The organism is Micromonospora sp. URMC 103, from assembly GCF_051386435.1.
In the GTDB taxonomy this organism is placed as follows: Bacteria; Actinomycetota; Actinomycetes; order Mycobacteriales; family Micromonosporaceae; genus Micromonospora.
This window is the reverse complement of the sequence record NZ_JBPQTR010000006.1, coordinates 765631-786933: the sequence shown is the minus strand read 5'-3', so window position 1 is coordinate 786933 and position 21303 is coordinate 765631. Positions and strand designations below refer to the sequence as shown.

Here is a 21303-nt window from a genome sequence, read left to right as displayed (position 1 = left end):
TCCACAATGCGTAAGCCGGACCTCGTGAAGGAGCTGGTGCGGGCGATGCGGTCGGCGGGCCGTGGCGGCGCCGCGCGCAAGGCCACCGGTCCGGCGGGCCGGGCCGCGGCCACGAAGAAGACGGCCGGCGCCCGTGCCGGCCGGGCCGCACCGAGCCGCGCCAAGGCGGTGCCGGCCAACAAGACCGCGCCGGCGAAGAAGGCGGCCGTGAAGAAGGCCGCGGCCAAGAAGACGGCCGCCGCGAAGAAGACGACGGCCGCCGCGAAGAAGGCGCCGGCCGCCAGGAAGACGACGGCGGCGAAGAAGGCACCGGCTGCCAAGAAGGCGCCGGCGAAGAAGACCACCGCGGCCAAGAGGACGAGCGCCGCGAGGAAGACCACGACGGCGCGGAAGACGACGACGGCGCGGACCACGACGGCGCGGAAGACGGCCGCCAAGAAGACGACGGCCGCGAAGAAGGCCCCGCCCGCCCGCAAGGCGGCGGCCACGAAGACCGCGCCCGGAAAGCGGGCCGCGCCGGCGCGCAAGGCGGCCGCGGCGAAGAAGACCGCTCCGGCACGGAAGACCACGGGCGGTGGTGCGGCCGCGACGGCGGCGGCCGGCGGCCTCCGGGCCGGGCGCAGCACCTCCCGGTCGGCCAGCTCGTCGCAGGTCATCTCGTCACCGGCGGACCGGCCGGAGCGTCCCGGGCGGAGCCTCGTCACGAGCAACCACGAGGTCATCCAGCGCTGGGCCGAGGAGCGTGGGGCCAGACCGGCCACGATCGCCGGCACCGAGCGGGAAGGCCGTGCGGGGGTGCTCACGTTCAACATTCCGGGCTATCGGGAGAGCAGCCGGATCCGTGAGATCACCTGGGACGAGTGGTTCCACACCTTCGACCTGCGCCGGCTGAACCTGATCTATCAGGAGCAGATGCGCGACGGTCGGCAGAGCAACTTCTTCCGGACCGAGTCGCCCGAGCGGGAGGACGCCTGACGCACGTGTTTGCGGGAATGCCCGGCGGGTATGCGCTGTTGTCACGACCGAGGCCCGGAGCAGCGGGTCCCGTCGGCTGTGACCGGCGAGACACCCGAAGCGGGTTGAAACCGTAATCCGGGCGAATTAGCTTTATTGCGCCGTGCCACGCTTGGAAACGTTCGGGGGAGCGGCGGATCGATCAGATCCGTGCACCAGGCGAGGCGCGAGGGACGGGTGGATCAACCGTTGGGGGACGGTGCCCACCTGTTTGGACCGGCGGCGCGAGCGGGCGACGCTTACGGGGGTGAGTGTCTGCCCGCCGCCGCCGGCCCCACTCTTCGCGGGTGCCCACCACTGCCATCGGCGTGGTGGGCACTTCGCGTTGAATGCGAGGTTGGAGGCTGGCCGGTTCACCCAGTGGCCGCTGTCGAGCTGCCCCAGATATGGGGCGCAAACGACGGCGTCGTCGACCGCGCGCTGCGGGCGCCGGGATGGACGCGCTTGCTAGACCGCCGCGACCCGGTCCTCGGTCGGCGTCCGGCCGGTGCCGCGAGCCGCGCTCCGGAGCAGCGCGGCCACCCGCCGCTCGCGTGGCGGCCCGGCGAGCAGGTGACCCGCGGCGGCGAGCACGCCGAGGCCGCCCACGATGAGCCAGTGGGCGGCGCCCAGGTACTGGAGGCTCACCCCGCCCAGCGTGGGCGCCACGAACGAGGCGGCGGGGAAGGTCAGGTAGAAGACCGACTGGTAGCGACCTCGGAGCTCGAGTGGTGCCAGGTCGGCGTTGATCTGCGCGTTCGGAGGCGCGGCCAGCATCGAGCCAATGGTCCAGACGACGGCCGCGCCCAGGTACACCCCGAGCCCGTCGGCCACGGTCAGCGTCCCGAAGCCGATCGCCATCAGGCCGGTGGACACCGCGAGCACGACGTGCTTGCGATGCCGGTCGATGAGGCGGGGCACGAAGAGCTGGCCGAGCACGATCAACGCGCCACCGAGGGCCACCACGAGGCCGTACGCCGACGGGCCGAGCCCGTCCGCGCGCATCGCCAGCGGCATGATCGTCGAGGTCTGCATGCTGAGGACGGCCAGCAGGAACGAGAGCCCCACGAACGTCAGGAAGACCCGGTCGGTGAGCGGCGTGAGCAGGCCCGGCCGGCGGCCCGGCGGCGCGGCGGGCAGCGGCGCCGGCGTGGCCCGGCGGTGCAGGGTCTCCGGCACCTTCCAGGCGATCACCGCGGCGGTGGCCAGCGTGGCGCAGGCGTCGACGAGGAACAGCGCGAGGAAGCTGGCCTCGGCCAGTACGCCGGCCAGGAGCGAGGCGACCGCCATGCCGAGGTTGAACGCCCAGAACTGGAGGTTGAAGGCGCGCGAGCGCCGGTTTTCGGGGACCAGGTCGACGATCGCCGCCACGAAGGCCGGGCTGGGCATCGAGTGCACCATCCCGACCAGCGCCGACAGCGCCGCGATGAGCGCCAGGTGGGTGCTGAGGGCGAGCGCGACCATCAGACCGGCGGTGGTCACGTGCGCCGCGAGGAGCGTGGCCCGCCGGCCCCACCGGTCGGTGAGCACCCCGCCCAGCAGTACGCCGATCGCGCCACCGGCCCCGTACGCCCCGACCACCGCGCCGGCGACGGCCTCGCTGGCGCCCCGCGCGTCGGTGAGGTAGAGCGACAGGAAGAGCATCGCGAACGCGCCGGCGCGGTTGATGAGGATGCCGGCCCAGAGGTACCAGAAGGTGGCCGGTAGGCCGCCCGCGGTGTCGTCCCACCAGCGCCGCAGGGCGTGCACAGGTCCTCCAGACAGTTCGGTTTCCTAACTGTTTCGTCCTGACCGTATCGGACGTGCCGTCTCCCCGTCGGGCCGACGCCGGCCGCGTACCTCCGCCGGGTCGCGTCGGTCAGCTCGCCCGGACGGGCTCGGCCGGGGCGGTCGCCGCGGCCTCGGCCGCCTGCGGCGCCGGCGGCTCGATGGTGGTGAGCGGGACGACCGGCTGTGCGGGGCGGCGCAGCGCCGCGGCACGCCGCTCGCGGGCCGGGCCGGAGACCAGGTGGGCCACCGCCATGAGGCCGCCGATCGCCGCGCACGCCGCCCAGAGCGCCGTGTTGCCGGCGTGCTCACGGACCACGCCACCGAGGATCGGCGCGACCGCGCCGGCGATCTGCCAGGAGAGCGAGAAGACGCCCTGGTAGCGACCGCGCAGGTCGGCGGGGGAGAGTTCGGCGATGAGGGTGGCGTTGGAGGGTGAGTTGAGCATCTCGCCGACCGTCCAGATCAGCACCGTCAGCCCGTACATCCAGGCGGCCTCGGCGAACGCGGTGAGCCCGAAGCCGACGCCGGTCACCAGGGCGGCCAGGGCGAGCACGTGCGAGCGGCTGCGGCCCCGGATGAGGCGCGGCACGAAGAGCTGGCCCACCACGATGAGGACGCCGTTGAGCGCGATCACCGAGCCGTACGTGGCGGGGCTCAGGCCGGAATCGCCCATGGCGATCGGCAGCATCGAGATGTGCTGGAGGAAGACGAGCGCCGCGAAGAGGTTGAGCGCCACGAAGCCGAGGTAGATGCGGTCGCCCAGGATCGTCCGCAGGGCGCCCGCGGGGGCCTTCGTGTCCTTGGTGACGACCGGCCCGGCCGCCCGCCGGGTCTCGCCCACGCGGGTGAAGATGATGATCGCGGTGACCAGGGTCGTGGCCGCGTCGACCACGAAGAGCAGCAGGTAGCCGGCCTGTGCGGCGAAGCCGGCGAGCACGGCCGCCGAGGCGAAGCCGAGGTTGATCGCCCAGTAGTTCAGGGAGAAGGCGCGCAGCCGGTCCTTCTCCGGCACCACGTCGATCATCATGGCGCCGAACGCCGGGCGCGCCGCCTCGGCGAACGCGCCGAGCAGCAGCGCCCCGAGCGCGACCGCCCAGAGCGGGCGAGCCAGCCCGAGCGCCAGCATCATGGTGGCCGCGCCGAGGTGTGCGGTGAAGAGCGTCGGCCGCCGACCCCAGCGGTCGGCCAGCATGCCGCCGGCGGTGGTGCCGAACGCGCCGCCGACGCCCCAGAGGCCGATCACGAGACCCGCCTGGGACGCGGAGAAGCCGCGCTCCTGGGTCAGGTAGATGGCGAGGAACACGAGCACGAACGACCCGAGCCGGTTGATCAGGGTGCCGGTCCAGAGGTACCAGAACCGTGTTGGCAGGCCACCCGCCGTCTCACCCAGCCAGCCTCGTACCGTCCGCATCCGCGCCCCCCGGTTTGGTAATGACCGATCTATCTCAAGCGCCTTACAACCTAGTCGTGGGCGCGAGCGCTGGTCATCAGCTTTTCCACGTGGTGGTCGTCACGACGGGTCGCCGCATGTCCGGCCGCGGCGTACGGCAGGATGATCCGCATGACAGCGAGCGAGGGGCCCACCGTCGGGACGCTGGTCCTGCTGCGGCACGGCGAGAGCGACTGGAACGCCAAGAACCTCTTCACCGGCTGGGTCGACGTCGACCTGACGGCCAAGGGCGAGGACGAGGCGCGGCGCGGCGGCGAGCTGCTCCGCGAGCACGGTCTCATGCCGGACGTGGTGCACACGAGCGTGCTGCGCCGGGCGATCCGCACCGCCGAGCTGGCGCTGAACGCGGCCGACCGGCACTGGATCGCGGTGCGCCGGTCGTGGCGGCTCAACGAGCGGCACTACGGCGCCCTCCAGGGCAAGAACAAGAAGCAGACCCTCGACGAGTACGGCGAGGAGCAGTTCATGCTCTGGCGGCGCTCGTACGACACCCCGCCGCCGCCCATCGACGACAACGACGAGTGGTCCCAGGTCGGCGATCCCCGCTACGCGCTGCTGCCGACCGAGCTGATGCCGCGGACCGAGTGCCTCAAGGACGTGGTCGAGCGGATGTTGCCGTACTGGTACGACTCGATCGTGCCGGACATCCTGGCGGGCCGTACGGTGCTGGTGGCCGCGCACGGCAACTCGCTGCGCGCCCTCGTGAAGCACCTCGACCAGATCTCCGACGAGGCGATCGCGAAGCTCAACATCCCGACCGGCATCCCGCTGCGGTACGACCTGGACCCCCACCTGCGCCCGCAGGTCCTGGGCGGGACGTACCTCGACCCGGAGGCCGCCAAGGAGGCCGCGGCCGCGGTGGCCAACCAGGGCCGCTGAGCCAGCCGTACGACGAAAGGCCCCCGGGTCACCGGGGGCCTTTCGTCGTGTGCGGGTCTCAGTTGGGCGTGGGGGCGGTCTCGCCGGTGATCAGGTACACCACGTGCTCGCCGGCGTTCACCGCGTGGTCGGCGAACCGCTCGTAGAAACGACCGAGCAGGGTGGCGTCGATGGCGGTCTCCACCCCGTACGGCCAGTCGTCGCCGAGCAGCACGCCGAAGAGGTTCTTGTGCAGTTCGTCCATGGCGTCGTCGTCCCGGTCGAGTTCGGCCGCGATGTCGGCGTCGGGCTTCGCCAGCACGGAGCCGATCTTCTCGGCCATCCGGTCGGCGATCGAGGCCATCTCCGTGAAGATCTGCCGCAGCTCGGCGGGCACGGCCGGGGAGGGGTGCCGGCGCAGGGCGGTCTTCGCCACGTGGTCGGCGAGGTCGCCCATGCGCTCCAGGTCGGCGGCCACGTGCAGAGCCGTGATCATGGCACGAAGGTCGGAGGCGACGGGCGCCTGCCGGGCCAGCAGGTCGCAGACCCGCTCCTCGACGTGCCGGTAGAGGTCGTCGATCTCGGCATCCCGTTCGATGACCGTCTCGGCCGCCTGCCGGTCGGCGGTGAGCAGGGCCCGGGTGGCCTGCCGCATGGCGGACCGGGTCCCCTCGGCCATGTCGACCAGCAGTTGGCTGACGATGTGGAGGTCGGCCCGGAACTCGTCGCGCATTGTCACGTCCTGTGGAATCGTCGCCGGCGGGTGCCGGCGCAGCATGTGGGCGGTGCGGACCACGGTAGGCCGTACGGGCGGATCCGACATTAACCCTGGTGAACGACGCCAGACGCATGAGTGAACTTTGCCGGAAGCGAGTCTGGTTCATCCCCTTCTGGGCGGTAGCCAGGTTAACAATGACCCTACGATCGCCAGGTGGAATGGGTGGTGGCGGTCGTGGTGGCCGTGGCGCTGGTGGCCGGTCTGGTCGCCGGGCTGCTGCTGTCCCGGTTCCGGGCTCCGGGCCGCCGCGGCAGGTCGACCGGGGGCGACAGCTCCCCATGGAGCACGGGGGGGCCCGCCATAGCCGAAGATCCGCAGGCCGGCCTCGGCCGCCGCACCGTGGACTCGCTCCGGGCCGGCGTCGTGGTGCTGGACCCGGACGACGTTCCCGTCCTGGTCAACCCCGCCGCCCGGGCCATGGGGCTGCTGCGCACCGGCACGACCCCGGGCTCGATCGCACCCCATCCCCTCATCCGTACGCTCGCCGGGCAGGTCCGGCGCACGGGCATCCGGCGCGAGATCGAGCTGGACCTGCCCCGGGGCCGCGACAGCGCCGGGGACAACCCCCTCGGCGTGCACCTGCGCGCCATGGGCGTCGGCGGCGGCTACATCGCCGTGGAGGCGGCCGACGTGACCGAGTCGCACCGGCTGGCCCGGGTGCGGCGCGACTTCGTGGCCAACGTGAGCCACGAGCTGAAGACGCCGATCGGCGCCCTGCAACTGCTGGCCGAGGCGCTGCTGGACGCCACCGAGCCGGCCACCGACGCCGCGCCCGACCTGTCGGAGGACATGGTCGCGGCCCGCCGCTTCGCCGAGCGGATCCAGCACGAGTCGACCCGGCTCGGCCGGCTGGTGCAGGAGCTGCTCGAGCTGACCCGGTTGCAGGGCGCCGAGCCGCAGCCGGCGCCCGAGCCGGTCTCGGTGGACTGGGTCATCGCCGAGGTGGTGGATCGCACGCGCACCACGGCCGCCGCCCGGGGGATCGAGGTCGTCGTGGAGGGCGACCGGGGGCTGACCGCGTACGGCAGCGACACCCAGCTCGCCACGGCGGTGGCCAACCTGGCGGAAAACGCCATCAACTACTCGGGCGACGGCACGACGGTACGGATCACCACCCGGGGTGTCGAGGACCACGTCGAGATCGCCGTGGCGGACCAGGGCATCGGGATCGCCCCCACCGACGTGGACCGGATCTTCGAGCGGTTCTACCGGGCCGACCAGGCACGTTCCCGGTCCACCGGCGGCACCGGGCTCGGGCTGGCCATCGTGAAACACATCGCGAGCAACCATGGCGGACGGGTCGATGTGTCGAGCACTCTTGGTGGGGGGTCGACGTTCACCCTTCGGCTGCCCGCCCGTCCCCCGGAAGACCTTCTGGCGACACTACCGGCGGCTGGGATCGAGCCCGGTTCGGCCGAGCTTCGGCAGGTCTGACAGCAATGGAAAGGAAAACCCGTTGAGCCGCGTTCTGGTGGTCGAGGACGAGGAGTCGTTCTCCGACGCCCTGTCGTACATGCTCCGCAAGGAGGGCTTCGAGGTCTCGGTCGCCGCGACGGGCCCCACGGCCCTGACCGAGTTCGACCGGACCGGCGCCGACATCGTGCTGCTCGACCTGATGCTGCCCGAAATGTCGGGCACCGAGGTCTGCCGGCAGCTCCGACAGCGCTCGCACGTGCCGATCATCATGGTCACGGCGCGGGACAGTGAGATCGACAAGGTCGTCGGCCTGGAGATCGGCGCCGACGACTACGTGACCAAGCCGTACTCGCCCCGCGAGTTGGTGGCCCGGATCCGGGCGGTGCTGCGCCGGCAGAGCCCGGAGGCGGCCGAGTCGGGTGCCCCGACCCTGGCGGCCGGCCCGGTCCGCATGGACATCGAGCGCCACGTGGTGACCGTGGACGGGGGTCCCGTCCAGCTCCCGCTCAAGGAGTTCGAGCTGCTGGAGTTGCTGCTGCGCAACGCCGGGCGGGTGCTCACCCGGGGCCAGCTCATCGACCGCGTCTGGGGCGCCGACTACGTCGGCGACACCAAGACGCTGGACGTGCACGTGAAGCGTCTCCGCTCGAAGATCGAGCCGGAGCCGTCGGCGCCGCGGTACATCGTCACCGTGCGCGGTCTGGGCTACAAGTTCGAGCCCTGATCGGCGGCGGAGAGGACGGGGCCCGCGCGCCGGCGCGGGCCCCGTCGGCTTTTCTCGGGCGTGACGCTTCGTGGTTGCGCGCCCGCACTCCCTCGGGGTGACCCTGCGTGGCGGCCAGTCCGGGTGGCACGACACCCCTCGCCGTCCTTTGCTCTGCAGCCCCATGTGCACCACCCGTTTGAGCTGGGCCTTTCTAAGGGACCCCGTGTGCCGGTACCGCCTCCGGCGATTGCGCAGAGTGCCTGGTGCCTATAGGTATGCAGAGCAAAGGACGGCGACGGGGGCGCCGCCCCCAGTCCGTCGGTTCACGCTACGTAACGGGATGCTGGCGACCGGGCATGACCGGCGACCAGGGCGACCGCGACCGGGGCGACCGCGCGCGACCGGCGCGATAGCGGAACGCACCGCGGCCGGCGTCGCCCAGTCGACGGGCCGGCCAGGCGACGGGCGGCGAGGCGACGAGCGCTCAGCCGCCGTGGGGCCGTCAGGCCGGATCGGCCGGGTGCGGCGCCACCATGCCCTGACGGACGCGGGCCCCGCACAGCTCGGCGAGCTTCGCGTACGCGGGTGCGCCGATCAACGCGGTCAGCTCCGGGCCGTAGGAGACGTACATCGGGTCGGCGCCGACGTGCGCGTCGGTGGAGGAGGTGCACCACCAGTCCAGGTCGTGCCCGCCCGCGCCCCAGCCGCGGCGGTCGAACTCGGCGAGCGTGGACACCAGCACCTTCGTGTTGTCCGGCCGTTTCACCCACTCCTGGTCCCGGCGGATCGGCAACTGCCAGCACACGTCCGGCTTGTACTCCAGCGGGTGCGCCCCGTCGCGGAGGGCCTGTGCGTGCAACGCGCAACCCCCACCGCCGGGAAAGTCGACGTCGTTGAGGAAGACGCAGGGCCCGTCCGGGCCCTGGGTGGCCGTCCGGCGGGCCGGGTTCTTGCCGTCGATGGTGTCGTCGTCGGTCCAGTTCTTGAACCCGCGCCGGAAGTGCTGCCAGGTCTCGGGGGTGAGCCGCTTGACCGCGGCGCGGACCCGCTTCTCGTCGTCCGAGTCGGTGAAGAAGGCGCCGTGTGAGCAGCAGCCCTCGGCGGCCCGACCCGCGATGATGCCGTGGCAGCCCCGACCGAAGATGCAGGTCCAGCGGGAGAGCAGCCAGGTCAGGTCGGCCCGGACGAGGTGACTCTCATCCGCCGGGTCGGTGAACTCGATCCACTCCCGGGGGAAGTCCAGCGGCACCTCGCGGCTGCGCGGATCGCCCGGGTCGTCGACCAGTACGCGGAGCTCCATCGTCACCCGGCCCAGCCTACGCCCGCTCACCGGAGCGGGCCGTCGAGCCGGGGAAACGTGTTGCCAATAGGGTCGACACATGCGACTGGGGGTCCTCGACGTCGGTTCCAACACGGTGCACCTGTTGGTGGTGGACGCACACCACGGCGCGCATCCCTGGCCGGCCCACTCCGAGAAGGTGGTGCTGCGCCTCGCCGAGCAGATCGGCCGGGACGGCGCGTTGACCACGCTCGGCGCGGACACGCTGGTCCGGGCCGTGAGCATGGCCAAGGCGGCGGCCGCCGGCCTCAACGCCGACGACCTGATCGCCTTCGCGACGTCGGCCGTGCGCGACGCCACCAACGCGGCCGAGGTGCTGGCCCGCGTCCGGGACGAGACGGGCGTACGCCTCGAGGTGCTCTCCGGCGCGGACGAGGCGCGGATGACGTTCCTCGCGGTGCGGCGCTGGTTCGGCTGGTCGGCCGGGCGACTGCTGGTGCTCGACATCGGCGGCGGCTCGCTCGAGATCGCCGCCGGCATCGACGAGGACCCGGACGCGGCGGTCTCCCTGCCGCTGGGCGCGGGGCGGCTGAGCCGGGAACGGCTGGGCATCACGCCCGACGACACCGCGCCGCCGCCGGCCCGGGCCGTCGAGGAGCTGCGGGAGTACGCCGAGAGCCTGCTCGACCCCGTGGTCAAGGAGATCGTCGACGTGGGCTGGGAGCGGCCGGTCGGCACCTCGAAGACGTTCCGCACCCTGGCGCGGCTCGCCGGAGCGGCCCCCTCCGGCGCCGGCCTCTGGGCCCGGCGCAGCCTCACCCGCACCGGTCTCCGGCAGGTGATCGGCTTCATCCGGCACATTCCGCCCGGCAATCTCGTCGAGCTGGAAGGGGTCAGCGCCGGTCGGGCCCACCAGTTGCTGGCCGGCGCCGTCGTGGCCGAGGCGGTGATGCGCCGGCTGGGCGTCGACAAGCTGGACATCTGTCCGTGGGCGCTGCGGGAGGGCGTGATCCTGCGCCGGCTCGACCAGATCGGCCCGGGCTGAGCCGCGGCGTCCGTTCCGCCCCCTCCGCGGTCGCTCGTTCACGATGTCCGGGCGTGACCGGGCTACCCTGGCTTGTGTGACTTCCCGCGTCCCGGTGCTCCTGTCCAGCTCCTCGGTCTTCCCGGAGCGGACCGCGGCGGCCTTCCAGCTGGCCGCGGCCCTCGGCTACGACGGGGTCGAGGTGATGGTCTGGACCGACGCGGTGAGCCAGGACGCGGGCGCGCTGCGCGGCCTGTCCCGGCACTACGGGGTGCCGGTGCTGTCGGTGCACGCCCCGTGCCTGCTCGTGACGCAGCGGGTGTGGAGCCCGGACCCGTGGGAGCGGCTGCGCCGGTCCGCCGAGCTGGCCGAGACGCTGGAGGCGCCGACGGTCGTGGTCCACCCGCCGTTCACGTGGCAGCGCGACTACGCCCGCACCTTCCGGGAGGGGCTCGGCGACATCGCCGACCGCCACCCGGGGCTGCGCCTCGCCGTGGAGAACATGTACCCGGTGCGGATGGCCGGGCGGCAGTTCGTGCCCTACGTGCCGGGTTGGGACCCGACCGACACCGGCTACCCCGCCTACACCCTCGACCTGTCGCACTGCGCCGCGTCACACACCGACTCGCTGGAGATGGCCGACCGGATGGGCGCCGCGCTGGCGCACGTGCACCTGGGCGACGGCACCGGCGAAGGGCGCGACGAGCATCTCGTCCCCGGCCGGGGCACGCAGCCCTGCGCCGAGCTGCTCCGGTCGCTGGCCGGGCGGGGTTTCACCGGCTCGGTGGCCGTGGAGGTGTCGACCCGGGGCGCGCGGAGCCGCGCGGTGCGCGAGGCGGACCTGCGCGCCGCGCTGGACTTCGCCCGCCAGCACCTGAGCACGCCGTCCCCGGTCGACGCCTGACCGCGCCGCCGGGGCGGCGGGGTCAGAGGGCCGGGGTGAGCGACTCGGCGGCCGCCGGCTGGGCGGCCACCGGGACCTGCTCGCCGATGGCGGCGCGCTTACGGGCCCGGTGGGCGGCCACGTGGGACCGGGTGGCGCACCGCTCAGAGCAGAACCGCCGGCAGCAGTTCGACGAGGTGTCCAGGTAGACGTTGCCGCAGCGCTCGTCGGCGCAGACGCCGAACCGGGCACTGCCGTACTCGCAGAGCCAGACGGAGAGGCCCCAGACGGCGCCGGCCAGGTATTCCGCGCTCACCGAGGCGCCCCGGCTGGTCACGTGCATGTGCCAGTCGCTGGAGTCGTGGCCCGAGATGCGTGGCTGCACCGGGTACGCCTCGAGCAGCGCGTTCAGCTCGGTCACCGCCTCGGCGTCGCGCCCGGAGGTGCCGTACTCGAAGACGTCGCGCAGGCGCTTCTGCGCCCGCCGGAAGATGGTGAGGTCCCGGTCCCCGACCTCCTCGCGCATCCAGGCGCTGGTGTCGGGGAAGAGGGCCCGCAGGTCGTCGAGGTCGTCCAGACGGGCGTTGACGAGGTCAACGCCGGTCCGGGCGTACGCGTCGAAGTTCACGCCCTCAACGGTAGACGACTCAGTCGGGACGCGGTGCGTCGATGTAGTGCGGCAGGAACCGCGCGTAACCGTCCGTGATGAGGCTGGCGCTCTCGCGGATCCCGGCGCCGGCCGACTCGCCGTCGACCGTCCAGCTGCCCAGCACCATCCGGCTGCCGGCGAATTCGGGCAGCGGGCGGAACTCCTGGTAGCACCAGCCCTCGTCGCCGTAGATCCCGGGACTGGTGATCTCCTCGGCGGGAGTGACGATCCGCACGGAACCGCCCTCGCGGCCGAGCAGCGGCTTCGCCACGTACTCGGTCATGCCGCGCGGCCCGTCGAGGTACGCCGGGAGCAGGTACTCGTGCCCCGGGTAGAGCTCCCAGAGGACGGCGAGCAGCGCCTTGTTGGACAGCAGCAGCTTCCAGGCCGGCTCGATCCAGGTGGTCGGGGTGCCCGGGTCCAGCGCCGGCCGCCCGTACGGCTCGGCCAGCATCCACTCCCAGGGGTAGAGCTTGAAGCAGGTGGTGACCGGCCGGTCCGCCGCGTCGACGAAGCGGCGGCCGTCCCAGCCGATCTGCTGGATCGGCAGCAGCTCGACGGCCAGCCCCGCCTGGCGGGCCGTCTCGGCCAGGTAGCCGGCCGTCATGTGGTCCTCGCCGGACTCCTCCTCGCTCGACCAGACGACGTGCACCCGCCGGTCGTGCAGCCCCGCCCCGATCTTCGCCCAGGCGCCGACGAGGCGCTCGTGCAGGCTGTTCCACTGGTCGCGGTCGGGTCGGGCGTCCTCCAGCCAGTACCACTGCACGATCGCCGCCTCGACCAGCGCCGTCGGGGTGTCGGCGTTGTACTCGAGCAGCTTCGGCGGCCAGCTGCCGTCGTACCAGAGGTCGAAGCGCCCGTAGAGCGTCGGCGGCCCCTCACGCAGCGACCGGGCCACGGCCTCGGCCGCCCACGCCGGGATGCCGAACTCGGCGTACCTGCGGCGCGCCACGACGTGCTCGGCGGCGGCCACCGCCATCCGGTGCAGCTCCTCCGTGGCCTCCTCCAGCCGCAGCACCTCGTCCAGGTCGAAGGCGTACGCGGCCGTCTCGTCCCAGTACGACATGACCCCGCCGTCGGGCAGCTCGGTGTCGACGTACACGAGCCCCTGCGCGCGGACGGTGGCGTCCCAGCCCGGGCGGGGCGTCGCCTGCTCCCGGCGCACCTCAGCCGCCGCAGGAGGCGACGTGGGTGCCGAACCCGCCACGGTCCGGAACGGCGGCGGCCGGCTCCGGCGTGGTCCGCGCGGCGGCCGGGTCGGCGAGCCGCATCCCGAGCGCCACGGTGTCGCCGCCGCCGGTCGGGCCCAGCGCGCAGTCGTCATCGTCGTCGTCGGAGGTGAGGTTGCAGCCGGAGAGGGCGAGCGCCAGCGCGGTGAGCGCGCCGAGCTGCACGGAGGCCGACCGGAGCCGGCGGTGGGGGTGTCGTTCCACGGCATCGTTGTAGCCGATCCGCGCCACCGCCGCCGCCCCGCGGCCGGCCGTCCGGGGTGCCTCGGACGCCCTCCGGCGCCAGCCGGCCGCCCCTCGGCGCGGGCCCGCGCGCGGGCGTTACGCTCGGCTCATGCTCCGTTCCGTCATCCTCGCCGCCTCCCGGTCATCCCAGGTCGAGCGGCTCGTCGCGACGGCCCCGTTCACCCGGGACGTCGTCCGCCGGTTCGTGGCCGGCGCCCGGACCGACGACGCGCTGCGCGCGACCCGCGCCCTCGTCGACGACGGTCTCGCCGTCACCCTCGACTTCCTCGGTGAGGACACCGTCACGCCCGACCACGCCAACGCCACCCGTGACGAGTACCTGAAGCTGCTGGGGCTGCTCGGCGGGGCCGGACTCACCCCGGGGGCCGAGGTCAGCGTGAAGCTCTCGGCGCTCGGGCAGCTGTTCGACGAGCAGCTCGCGTACGAGAACGCGCGGGCGATCTGCGCGGCGGCCGACGCGGCGGGCACCACGGTCACCCTCGACATGGAGGACCACACGACCACCGACTCGACCCTCGACATCCTCGCGAGGCTGCGCAAGGACTACCCGTCGACCGGGGCGGTGCTCCAGGCGTACCTGCGGCGGACCGAGTCGGACTGTCGGGAGCTGGCCACGGCCGGGTCCCGGGTGCGGCTGTGCAAGGGCGCCTACCGGGAGCCGGAGTCGGTGGCCTACCAGTCGGCCCGCGAGGTCGACAAGTCGTACGTGCGGTGCATGAACATCCTGATGTCCGGCGACGGCTACCCGATGCTGGCCACGCACGACCCGCGGCTCATCGCCATCGGAGAGGACCGGGCCCGCTGGTTCGACCGGACGCCGGACCGGTTCGAGTTCCAGATGCTGTTCGGCATCCGCCCCGAGGAGCAGGCCCGACTGGTGGGCGAGGGCTACACGCTGCGCACCTACGTCCCGTACGGCGACCAGTGGTACGGCTACCTCATGCGGCGGCTCGCGGAGCGCCCGGCCAACCTGGCCTTCTTCGGCCGCGCCCTGCTCTCGAAGAAGTAGTCGCCGTCCCGATCCCGCTCGCCGCGACGGCTCCGCTTGACGATTCAGGCTAATGACATTAGCTTTCTGTTTATGAGCGCTAGCTACGGGGAGCGCCCCGGCGGACGGGTGGCGTACGAGGTCCACGGCGCCGGGCCGCTGGTGGTCCTCTCGCACGGCATGGGGGAGAACCGCGGCTCCTTCCGCCACCTGGTCCCGCTGCTCGTGGCGGCCGGCTACCGGGTGGCCGCCGTCGACGTGCGGGGCCACGGCGAGTCCAGCGCCGGCTGGCCGACGTACGCCCCGGCCGAGGTCGGCGGCGACCTGCTGGCCGTGGTCCGCGCCCTCGGGGGCGCGCCGGCCGTCCTGGTGGGCAGCTCGTCCAGCGCCGCGGCCGTGGTGTTCGCGGCCGCCGACGCCCCCGAGCTGGTCGCCGGGATCGTGCAGATCGGCGCGTTCGTCGACCGGGCGAAGCCCAACCCGGTCATGCGGCTCGCGCAGGCCGTGGTGCTGCGCAGTCCACGGCTGTTCGGCAGGTTCCACCGGACCCTCTTTCCCGTCACCCGCCCCACCGACGACGCCGCCCACCGCCGCGCCCTGGTCGCCAACCTGCGCGAGCCGGGGCGGATGGCGGCGGTACGCGGCGTGGTGGCCCCGGCCGAGCCGCACTGGACCGCGCGGACGGCCGAGGTCCGGCAGCCGGTCCTCGTGCTGATGGGCGCCCGGGATCCCGACTTCCCCGATCCCGGCGCCGAGGCCCGGGCCGCGCGGCGGCTGTTCGCCACGGCCGAGGCGCGGATGATCGCCGAATCCGGCCACTACCCGCACGCCGACCAGCCGGAACGGACGGCCGAGCAGCTCACCGCGTTCCTGGCGGTGGTGACCGGTGCCTAGGGCCGGGCTCAACGAGCAGGCCGTGGTGCGCGAGGCCGCGCGGCTGGTCGACGAGGTCGGCTACCAGCAGCTGACCCTCGCGGCGCTGGCCGGTCGGTTGGGCGTCGCGCTGCCCAGCCTCTACAAGCACATCCGGGGCGCCGACGCGCTCGCGCAGAAGCTCTCCGCGCTGGTCACCGCCGAGTTGGCCACCGAGCTGACGACGGCCGGCGTGGGACGGGCAGGGGCCGACGCGCTGCGCGCCATCGCCGACGCCTACCGGGCGTACGCCCGCCGGCACCCCGGGCGCTACCCCGCCACCCAACGGGTGCCGGACCAGGCCGACCCGGAGCACGTGGCCGCAGGGGAGCGGGCGGTCGGCGCCATCTACGCGGTGCTGCGCGGCTACGGGCTGACCGGCGACGACGCCGTGGACGCCGCACGGGTGCTGCGCAGCGCGCTGCACGGCTTCGTCTCCCTGGAGGCAGCCGGCGGCTTCGGCCTGCCCCGCGACGTCGACCGCTCGTACGAGCAGCTCGTCACCGCCATGGACACGTCCTTCCGGTCCTGGCCCCGGAAGCCGGAACGGTGATCGGTGGGCTCGGCCGGCGCTGCCCGGGCTCGCGCTGCTGCCCCTGCGGGCGGTGACCGTGGCCGCGCTCCGTCCCGCCGGCCGCCCGGCGTGAGCGGGCCGCCGCGAGCGGGACGCCGCCCTCGCCGGATCGGGCGCATGGCCGTACCCTTCGCCGGGTGAACGACGGTCTGGACGAGCCCCGCCCGCGCCGGCTTCGCCCCTTGTGGACGGTTCTGACCGTGGTCGTGCTGCTGCTGTTGGCCTGTGGCCTGCCCGCCGTGCTGGTGGCCGGCGTGCTCAGCGAACGTGGCGGTCCGGCCGTGCTGCGCCGTGCCGGCTCGGGCGCCGACGATCCGGCGACCCGGGCCGGGCGCGAGCTGGCCGACCGGATAGCGGCCGTGCTGCGACGGCAATCCGCCGCGTTGCTGGCCGGCGACCAGGCCGGCTTCCTCGCCGTCGCCGAGCCGGCCGCCCACGCCGATCTCCGTCGCCGCTTCGCGGCGCTGCGCGCGCTGAAGGTGACCACCTGGCGGGCCGAGGTGACCGGCCTGCCCGCCGAGGCCGCCGGCCGTCCCGGCGAGTGGCGGTTGCTGGTGCGCTTCCAGTACTGCTTCGTGGTGCCCGGCTGCCAGCCGAGCCCGGTGCTCGCCGGCACGCGGTGGCGCGACGACGGCGGACAGCCCCGGCTCGTCGCCGTCGAGGAGTCGAAGTCCGTCGAGACCGGAACGCGCCCGTGGGAGGTCAGCGAGCTGGTCGTCGCGACCGGCGCGCGTACCGTCGTGGCCACCACTCCGGCCCTGCGCGCGAAGCTGCCCGGCCTCCTGGCCCAGGCCGAGGCGGCCGCGAAGGTGGCCGACGGGTACGCGCTGGGCGCCGAGCCGCCCGACCGGTACCGGATCTTCTACGCCGGGCCGGCCGAGTGGAAGCGCTGGTACGGCGGCGGCCGGCCGAAGTGGACCGGTGGGTACGCGGTCACCGTCGGCGGTGGCCACCACGAGGTGGTGCTCAACTCGGAGGGCGCCGCCGCCGGTGTCGACGAGTTGCTCCGGCACGAGCTGACGCACGCCGCGTCGCTGCCCGACCGGGGCTACCCGGGCACGGCCACCTGGTGGCTGGTGGAGGGGTTGGCCGAGTACGCGGGCGCCACCGGCCGGACGGTCGACCGCTACGAGGGGCTCGGCGACGTGCGGCGACTCGTCCAGAGCGGCTGGAACGGGCGGCTGGACGGGCTCGCTCCCGCCGACGACGCGTCCGCCGAGCGGGTCGCCGGCAGCTACGGCGTCGGCTACCTGGCCGTCCGGCACCTCGTCGACCGCTTCGGCGAGCCGCGTTTGCTCGACTTCTTCAGGGCCGTCGTGCACGAGCGCGTGCCGGTGGACCGCGCTGCCGAGCAGGTCTTCGGCGAGCCCTGGCCGGCGCTGCACGACGAGTGCGTGGCGTATGTCCGGGCCCGCGTGGCGTGAGCGGAACCGCCGGTGGACGGCTCATGATCCACCGGCGTCGAGCGCGTCCGGGACACCTGAGACACTGGTGCCCGCTCCCAGCGCGGAGCCCCGGTGCCGCGTCCGGAAGCGGCCCGGGGCACCCGTCCGGTGGCTCCGGTGGCGCCGCCGGAGCCACCGGGCGCCTCCGCGGCGCGACGCCGGTCCCGGCAACGGGACGCACGGCGCGCGAGGGCGGATACCGGCAGCTCAGAACGGGTGAACCCGGGCCCGAATCATGATCAGTTGTACGAAGGGATCGCGCCGGTCACAGCGGCCCCGCTACCGTACTGGTAACACGCGCGTCGCCGGTCCGGGCGGGAGCATCCCGTCGGCATGGGCACGCGCCGGGCATGGGATGGGGTCGGGTGAGCCATGGCCGGGTCGCAGTCCGACGGTCGACTGTCGGAGGTCAAGTTCCTGACCGTCGCCGAGGTGGCGACGGTCATGCGGGTGTCGAAGATGACGGTCTACCGCCTGGTGCACAGCGGTGAGCTGACCGCCGTACGGGTCGGCCGGTCGTTCCGGGTGCCCGAGCACGCGGTGCACGAATATCTCCGGGGTGCCTTTCAGGAGACCGCCTGAGCCACCGGACCAGCCGCCACGCCACCACTGAGACGCGAAGGCGCTCGCCGTGCGGGGCCGCCCGTGTGACGCCCCGGTCGTCGGCCCGCGGCAGCTCGGGCCGGCGCATCGACGGGGGCGCGTTGGTCCTGCTGACGCTCTCCCGCTACCCTGGACCCCGACCGTGACCGCACCCCGGTGCGCCCTGCCGCCCGAGCTGGTCCGGTCCGTTGTCCGCAAGCGGTCGCCGACACCACCCCGCGTGGTGTTCTCCGGTCCGCCCCGCATGTTGCATCGAAAGGCTGTCGTATGGGCTCGGTGGTCAAGAAGCGCCGCAAGCGCATGGCTAAGAAGAAGCACCGCAAGCTGCTGCGCAAGACCCGCGTCCAGCGTCGCCGTCTCGGCAAGTGACCCCGCGCCGGGCATTCGGCCCGGCAGCGGTTCACTTGCCACCTGTCGACCCTCGGAGGCTCAGGTGATCAGGCCGTGGTCGTCCCGGCTCGATCCCGCCTGCCGGGGTAGGTGCGAGACATGACCCCCGGTGGCACCCTCGGTGCTCCGGGGGTCGTCGTCGTGACCGGGGTGGGTCGCTACCTCGGCGCGCACGTGGCGGCCCGCCTGGTCGCCGATCCGAGGATCGAGCGGGTCATCGGCATCGACCCGCCGGAGTCCGGCGGCGAGTTCGCCGACCTGCTCGGCGGGGTGGAGCGGATCCGGATCGACGGCGGTTCGCTGGGCGGCCTCCTCGCCGACCTCGACGTCGACGCGGTGGTGCACCTCGCGCTGGTCACCGCGCCCGACCCGCAGCACGGCGGCCGGTCCGCGATGAAGGACCAGAACGTCATCGGCACGATGCAGCTGCTCGCCGCCTGCCAGCGGGCGCCCCGGCTGCGCAAGCTCGTGGTCCGTTCGTCGACCGCCGCGTACGGGGCGTCCTTCCGCGACCCGGCCGTGTTCACCGAGGAGACCGAGCCGCGAGAGGTGCCGCGCGGCGGGTTCGGCCGCGACATCCTGGACATCGAGGGGTACGTCCGCGGGTTCCGCCGTCGCCGGCCCGACGTCACGGCGACCGTGCTGCGTTTCGCGCCCTTCATCGGCTCCACCGCCGACACGACGCTGACCCGCTACTTCTCCCAGCCGGTGGTGCCGACCGTCTTCGGCCGCGACCCCCGGCTGCAGTTCCTGCACTTCGACGACGCCCTCGAGGTGCTGCACCGGTCGGTCGTCGAGGACCATCCCGGCACGTACAACGTGGCCGGGCCGGGTGTGCTCTCCCTCTCGCAGGCGATCCGGCGGGCCGGCCGGGTGGCCGTGCCCGTGCTGGAACCCGGCCTCTCCGGTGCCGCCGCCCTCGCCCGCACCCTCCGCCTCGGGCGCTACGGCCTGGACCAGGTCGACCTCTTCGTGCACGGCCGGGTGGTCGACACAAGCCACCTCGAGCGGGAGTACGGCTTCACCCCGCGCTCGACGGCCGCCGCCTTCGACGACTTCATCCGTGCCCACCACGGTGGCGCCGTCGTGACGCGGGACCAGCTCGCCACGGCGGAGCAGCGGGTGCTCGACGGGATCCGGCAGGTGCGGGCCGCCGTGCGGGAGCGGACATGACCGGGCCGGGTCAGGAGCGCGACGGCGCCGAGGCGGGCCGGTTCGACGTACCGCTGGACCCGCCCGGGCCGGACGCGGAGCCGGCGCGGCGCAACGGGCACCGACGCCCCGGCGACGCCGGCGACGGTTCGGCCCCGGAGGGGCCGGCGGTGGCCGACCGGCCGGGCGACCCCTGGGACCGGAGGGTGGCGAGCGGTCTGGCGTTCCTGCGCCGGCGGCTCGCCGGTGACTACGAGGTCGACGAGTTCGGCTTCGACCCGGAACTCACCGAGTCCCTCTTCCACCCGCTGCTGCGGGTGCTCTACCGGGACTGGTTCCGCACGGAGGTGACCGGCATCGAGCACGTCCCGGCCGACGGCGCCGGCCTCGTCGTGGGCAACCACTCCGGCACGGTCGCCCTCGACGCGTTGATCCTCTCGGCGGCCCTGCACGACCAGCACCCCGCCCACCGTTTCCTGCGCCTGCTCGGCGCCGACCTGGTGTTCCGGATGCCGGTCGTCTCCGAGCTGGCCCGCAAGTCGGGCGGCACGGTGGCCTGCAACCCGGACGCCGAGCGCCTGCTCGGTGCCGGCGAGCTGGTCGGCGTCTTCCCCGAGGGCTTCAAGGGCATCGGCAAGCTCTACTCGGACCGCTACAAGCTGCAACGCTTCGGCCGGGGCGGTTTCGTCTCGGCCGCGCTGCGCACGGGCACCCCGATCGTGCCGGTGGCGATCGTCGGCGGCGAGGAGATCTACCCGATGCTCGCCGACATCAAGCCGCTCGCCCGGCTGCTGAAGCTGCCCTACTTCCCGGTCACGCCGACGTTCCCGTGGCTCGGGCCGCTCGGCATGATCCCCCTGCCGAGCAAGTGGCTCATCGAGTTCTGCCCGCCGATCCCGACGGCGCACCTCACCGACTCCGCCGACGACCCGCTCGTCGTGTTCAACCTCGCCGACCAGGTGCGGGAGACCATCCAGCAGACGCTGCACCGGCTGCTCGAACGGCGACCGGACCCGTTCGGCCCGTGAGCCGGGCACGTCTCGCGGGCGGAGGCGTGCGGGTGGGGGTCAGGTAGCGCGGCGACGGCGGTGCAGCGCCAGCCCGGCGCTGACCGCACCGGCCACCAGGCCGGCCGCCGCGGTGGACGGCACGGCGATCCGGGCGGCCCGCCGCCCGGTGCGGAAGTCGCGGACCTCCCAGCCGTGCTCCCGGGCGCGCCGCAGCAGCGCGCCGTCCGGGTTCACGGCGACCGCCCGGCCGACGGCCGAGAGCAGCGGCAGGTCGTTGGCCGAGTCGCTGTAGGCGGCGCAACGCCCCAGGTCGAGCCCTTCCACGGCGGCGAGCTGGGCCACCGCCTCGGCCTTCGCAGGCCCGTGCATCAGGTCTCCGACCAGCCGGCCCGTGTACGCGCCGTCGACGATCTCGGCGACCGTGCCGAGCGCGCCGGTCAGACCGAGCCGGGACGCGATGACCCGGCCGATCTCCACCGGCGCCGCGCTGACCAGCCACACCCGCTGCCCGGAATCCAGGTGACGCTGGGCGAGCTGCCGGGTGCCGGCCCAGATGCGCGGCGCCATCAGCTCGTCGAAGATCTCCTCGGCGAGGCGCTCCACGTCGTCCACCCGCCAGCCCTCGACGAAGGCGAGCGCCGCGTCCCTGGCCTGCGACATGTCACCGGCGTGCTCCCGGGCGAGCAGCCGGAACCGCAGCTGCTGCCATGCGAACCGGGCGAGGTCGGAGGTGGTGAAGTAGTCGCGCGCGGCCAGCCCGCGGGCGAACCAGTAGATCGAGGCGCCCTGCATCATCGTGTTGTCCACGTCGAAGAAGGCGGCCGCGGCCGGATCGGGCGCCGCGGGCACGGGCGCGAGGTCGGTCTCCGCCCAGCCGGCGGTGTGACCGTGGACGTCGGTGCTGACCGTCACCTTCCGGCTGCGGGCCACGCGACCTCCCTCCCTCGA

The 21303-nt window shown here is 73.5% G+C and carries 22 protein-coding genes; 14 read left to right on the top strand and 8 right to left on the bottom strand.

The genetic code is table 11. From position 1 onward, the window contains the following. Window positions 1-207: 207 nt before the first annotated feature. Complete coding sequence (locus ACSNOA_RS29950) at window positions 208-975, top strand: hypothetical protein (protein ID WP_436663421.1); 768 nt, start codon at window positions 208-210, stop codon at window positions 973-975. 486 nt (window positions 976-1461) lie between these two features. On the opposite strand, the gene ACSNOA_RS29945 is transcribed toward ACSNOA_RS29950, so the two are convergent. Further along, on the bottom strand, window positions 1462-2742 hold the full coding sequence (locus ACSNOA_RS29945) for an MFS transporter (protein ID WP_436663106.1): 1281 nt from the start codon (window positions 2740-2742) through the stop codon (window positions 1462-1464). Window positions 2743-2851: 109 nt separating this feature from the next. Next, complete coding sequence (locus ACSNOA_RS29940; RefSeq protein WP_436663105.1) at window positions 2852-4174, bottom strand: MDR family MFS transporter; 1323 nt, start codon at window positions 4172-4174, stop codon at window positions 2852-2854. 150 nt (window positions 4175-4324) lie between these two features. Between ACSNOA_RS29940 and ACSNOA_RS29935 the strand changes: the two genes are divergently transcribed. Next, window positions 4325-5092 carry a phosphoglyceromutase gene (locus tag ACSNOA_RS29935; RefSeq protein ID WP_436663104.1) on the top strand — a complete coding sequence of 256 codons (768 nt, stop codon included), beginning with the start codon at window positions 4325-4327 and terminating at the stop codon, window positions 5090-5092. A gap of 58 nt (window positions 5093-5150) precedes the next feature. Here ACSNOA_RS29935 and phoU read toward each other — a convergent pair whose 3' ends face one another. Next, window positions 5151-5804 carry a phosphate signaling complex protein PhoU gene (gene phoU / locus ACSNOA_RS29930; RefSeq protein ID WP_436663103.1) on the bottom strand — a complete coding sequence of 218 codons (654 nt, stop codon included), beginning with the start codon at window positions 5802-5804 and terminating at the stop codon, window positions 5151-5153. Between the two features lie 198 nt (window positions 5805-6002). Between phoU and ACSNOA_RS29925 the strand changes: the two genes are divergently transcribed. Together ACSNOA_RS29925 and ACSNOA_RS29920 are read left to right on the top strand one after the other, a co-directional pair. Next, window positions 6003-7283 (top strand): sensor histidine kinase, encoded by a 1281-nt coding sequence (locus tag ACSNOA_RS29925; protein ID WP_436663102.1) that lies wholly within the window; start codon window positions 6003-6005, stop codon window positions 7281-7283. Window positions 7284-7305: 22 nt separating this feature from the next. Next, window positions 7306-7989 carry a response regulator gene (locus ACSNOA_RS29920; RefSeq protein ID WP_436663101.1) on the top strand — a complete coding sequence of 228 codons (684 nt, stop codon included), beginning with the start codon at window positions 7306-7308 and terminating at the stop codon, window positions 7987-7989. Between the two features lie 484 nt (window positions 7990-8473). Here the strand turns inward: ACSNOA_RS29920 and ACSNOA_RS29915 are convergent, their stop codons facing one another. Then, window positions 8474-9271 carry a hypothetical protein gene (locus tag ACSNOA_RS29915; protein ID WP_436663420.1) on the bottom strand — a complete coding sequence of 266 codons (798 nt, stop codon included), beginning with the start codon at window positions 9269-9271 and terminating at the stop codon, window positions 8474-8476. Between the two features lie 79 nt (window positions 9272-9350). Between ACSNOA_RS29915 and ACSNOA_RS29910 the strand changes: the two genes are divergently transcribed. Beyond that, the gene (locus ACSNOA_RS29910; protein ID WP_436663100.1) at window positions 9351-10295 is read left to right on the top strand and encodes a Ppx/GppA phosphatase family protein; all 945 of its coding nucleotides are present in this window, start codon (window positions 9351-9353) and stop codon (window positions 10293-10295) included. Between the two features lie 76 nt (window positions 10296-10371). Beyond that, a complete protein-coding gene (locus ACSNOA_RS29905) occupies window positions 10372-11178 on the top strand; it encodes a sugar phosphate isomerase/epimerase family protein (protein WP_436663099.1) in 807 nt (268 codons plus the stop codon). A gap of 22 nt (window positions 11179-11200) precedes the next feature. On the opposite strand, the gene ACSNOA_RS29900 is transcribed toward ACSNOA_RS29905, so the two are convergent. Genes ACSNOA_RS29900 through ACSNOA_RS29890 form a run of 3 tightly spaced genes read right to left on the bottom strand, consistent with a single transcriptional unit; the run spans window position 11201 to window position 13239 of the window. Then, window positions 11201-11785: a CGNR zinc finger domain-containing protein gene (locus ACSNOA_RS29900; protein WP_436663098.1), complete on the bottom strand. Its 585-nt coding sequence runs from the start codon at window positions 11783-11785 to the stop codon at window positions 11201-11203. 19 nt (window positions 11786-11804) lie between these two features. Beyond that, on the bottom strand, window positions 11805-12971 hold the full coding sequence (locus ACSNOA_RS29895) for a glutathionylspermidine synthase family protein (RefSeq protein ID WP_436663097.1): 1167 nt from the start codon (window positions 12969-12971) through the stop codon (window positions 11805-11807). A gap of 1 nt (window position 12972) precedes the next feature. Continuing rightward, window positions 12973-13239, bottom strand: a complete 267-nt coding sequence (locus ACSNOA_RS29890; RefSeq protein WP_436663096.1) for a hypothetical protein — start codon at window positions 13237-13239, stop codon at window positions 12973-12975. Between the two features lie 130 nt (window positions 13240-13369). Between ACSNOA_RS29890 and ACSNOA_RS29885 the strand changes: the two genes are divergently transcribed. The 8 genes from ACSNOA_RS29885 (at window position 13370) to ACSNOA_RS29850 (ending at window position 20373) form a co-directional block, all read left to right on the top strand. Next, entirely contained in the window at window positions 13370-14290 is a 921-nt protein-coding gene (locus ACSNOA_RS29885; RefSeq protein ID WP_436663095.1) for a proline dehydrogenase family protein, read from the top strand. 72 nt (window positions 14291-14362) lie between these two features. Continuing rightward, on the top strand, window positions 14363-15163 hold the full coding sequence (locus ACSNOA_RS29880) for an alpha/beta fold hydrolase (protein WP_436663094.1): 801 nt from the start codon (window positions 14363-14365) through the stop codon (window positions 15161-15163). Then, entirely contained in the window at window positions 15156-15734 is a 579-nt protein-coding gene (locus ACSNOA_RS29875; RefSeq protein ID WP_436663093.1) for a TetR/AcrR family transcriptional regulator, read from the top strand. The genes ACSNOA_RS29880 and ACSNOA_RS29875 overlap by 8 nt, the downstream gene beginning before the upstream one ends. A 158-nt stretch (window positions 15735-15892) precedes the next feature. Continuing rightward, window positions 15893-17179, top strand: coding sequence for a hypothetical protein (locus tag ACSNOA_RS29870; RefSeq protein ID WP_436663092.1), 1287 nt, complete (start codon window positions 15893-15895; stop codon window positions 17177-17179). A gap of 393 nt (window positions 17180-17572) precedes the next feature. Beyond that, on the top strand, window positions 17573-17782 hold the full coding sequence (locus ACSNOA_RS29865) for a helix-turn-helix domain-containing protein (RefSeq protein ID WP_007465625.1): 210 nt from the start codon (window positions 17573-17575) through the stop codon (window positions 17780-17782). 288 nt (window positions 17783-18070) lie between these two features. Continuing rightward, window positions 18071-18172 (top strand): 30S ribosomal protein bS22, encoded by a 102-nt coding sequence (locus ACSNOA_RS29860; protein WP_007465623.1) that lies wholly within the window; start codon window positions 18071-18073, stop codon window positions 18170-18172. A 120-nt stretch (window positions 18173-18292) separates the two neighbouring features. Beyond that, window positions 18293-19366 carry an NAD-dependent epimerase/dehydratase family protein gene (locus tag ACSNOA_RS29855; protein ID WP_436663091.1) on the top strand — a complete coding sequence of 358 codons (1074 nt, stop codon included), beginning with the start codon at window positions 18293-18295 and terminating at the stop codon, window positions 19364-19366. Beyond that, the gene (locus ACSNOA_RS29850) at window positions 19363-20373 is read left to right on the top strand and encodes a lysophospholipid acyltransferase family protein (RefSeq protein WP_436663090.1); all 1011 of its coding nucleotides are present in this window, start codon (window positions 19363-19365) and stop codon (window positions 20371-20373) included. Before ACSNOA_RS29855 ends, ACSNOA_RS29850 begins: the two co-directional genes overlap by 4 nt. Window positions 20374-20412: 39 nt before the next feature. On the opposite strand, the gene ACSNOA_RS29845 is transcribed toward ACSNOA_RS29850, so the two are convergent. Then, a complete protein-coding gene (locus ACSNOA_RS29845) occupies window positions 20413-21285 on the bottom strand; it encodes an HAD family hydrolase (RefSeq protein ID WP_436663089.1) in 873 nt (290 codons plus the stop codon). Window positions 21286-21303 lie beyond the last annotated feature (18 nt).

Coding starts and splice junctions, on each gene's coding strand:
- ACSNOA_RS29935 (WP_436663104.1), top strand. CDS start 4,325: ATGACAGCGAGCGAGGGGCCCACCGTCGGGACGCTGGTCCTGCTGCGG.
- ACSNOA_RS29885 (WP_436663095.1), top strand. CDS start 13,370: ATGCTCCGTTCCGTCATCCTCGCCGCCTCCCGGTCATCCCAGGTCGAG.
- ACSNOA_RS29915 (WP_436663420.1), bottom strand. CDS start 9,271: ATGGAGCTCCGCGTACTGGTCGACGACCCGGGCGATCCGCGCAGCCGC.
- phoU (WP_436663103.1), bottom strand. CDS start 5,804: ATGCGCGACGAGTTCCGGGCCGACCTCCACATCGTCAGCCAACTGCTG.
- ACSNOA_RS29865 (WP_007465625.1), top strand. CDS start 17,573: ATGGCCGGGTCGCAGTCCGACGGTCGACTGTCGGAGGTCAAGTTCCTG.
- ACSNOA_RS29880 (WP_436663094.1), top strand. CDS start 14,363: ATGAGCGCTAGCTACGGGGAGCGCCCCGGCGGACGGGTGGCGTACGAG.
- ACSNOA_RS29910 (WP_436663100.1), top strand. CDS start 9,351: ATGCGACTGGGGGTCCTCGACGTCGGTTCCAACACGGTGCACCTGTTG.
- ACSNOA_RS29860 (WP_007465623.1), top strand. CDS start 18,071: ATGGGCTCGGTGGTCAAGAAGCGCCGCAAGCGCATGGCTAAGAAGAAG.
- ACSNOA_RS29940 (WP_436663105.1), bottom strand. CDS start 4,174: ATGCGGACGGTACGAGGCTGGCTGGGTGAGACGGCGGGTGGCCTGCCA.
- ACSNOA_RS29850 (WP_436663090.1), top strand. CDS start 19,363: ATGACCGGGCCGGGTCAGGAGCGCGACGGCGCCGAGGCGGGCCGGTTC.
- ACSNOA_RS29855 (WP_436663091.1), top strand. CDS start 18,293: ATGACCCCCGGTGGCACCCTCGGTGCTCCGGGGGTCGTCGTCGTGACC.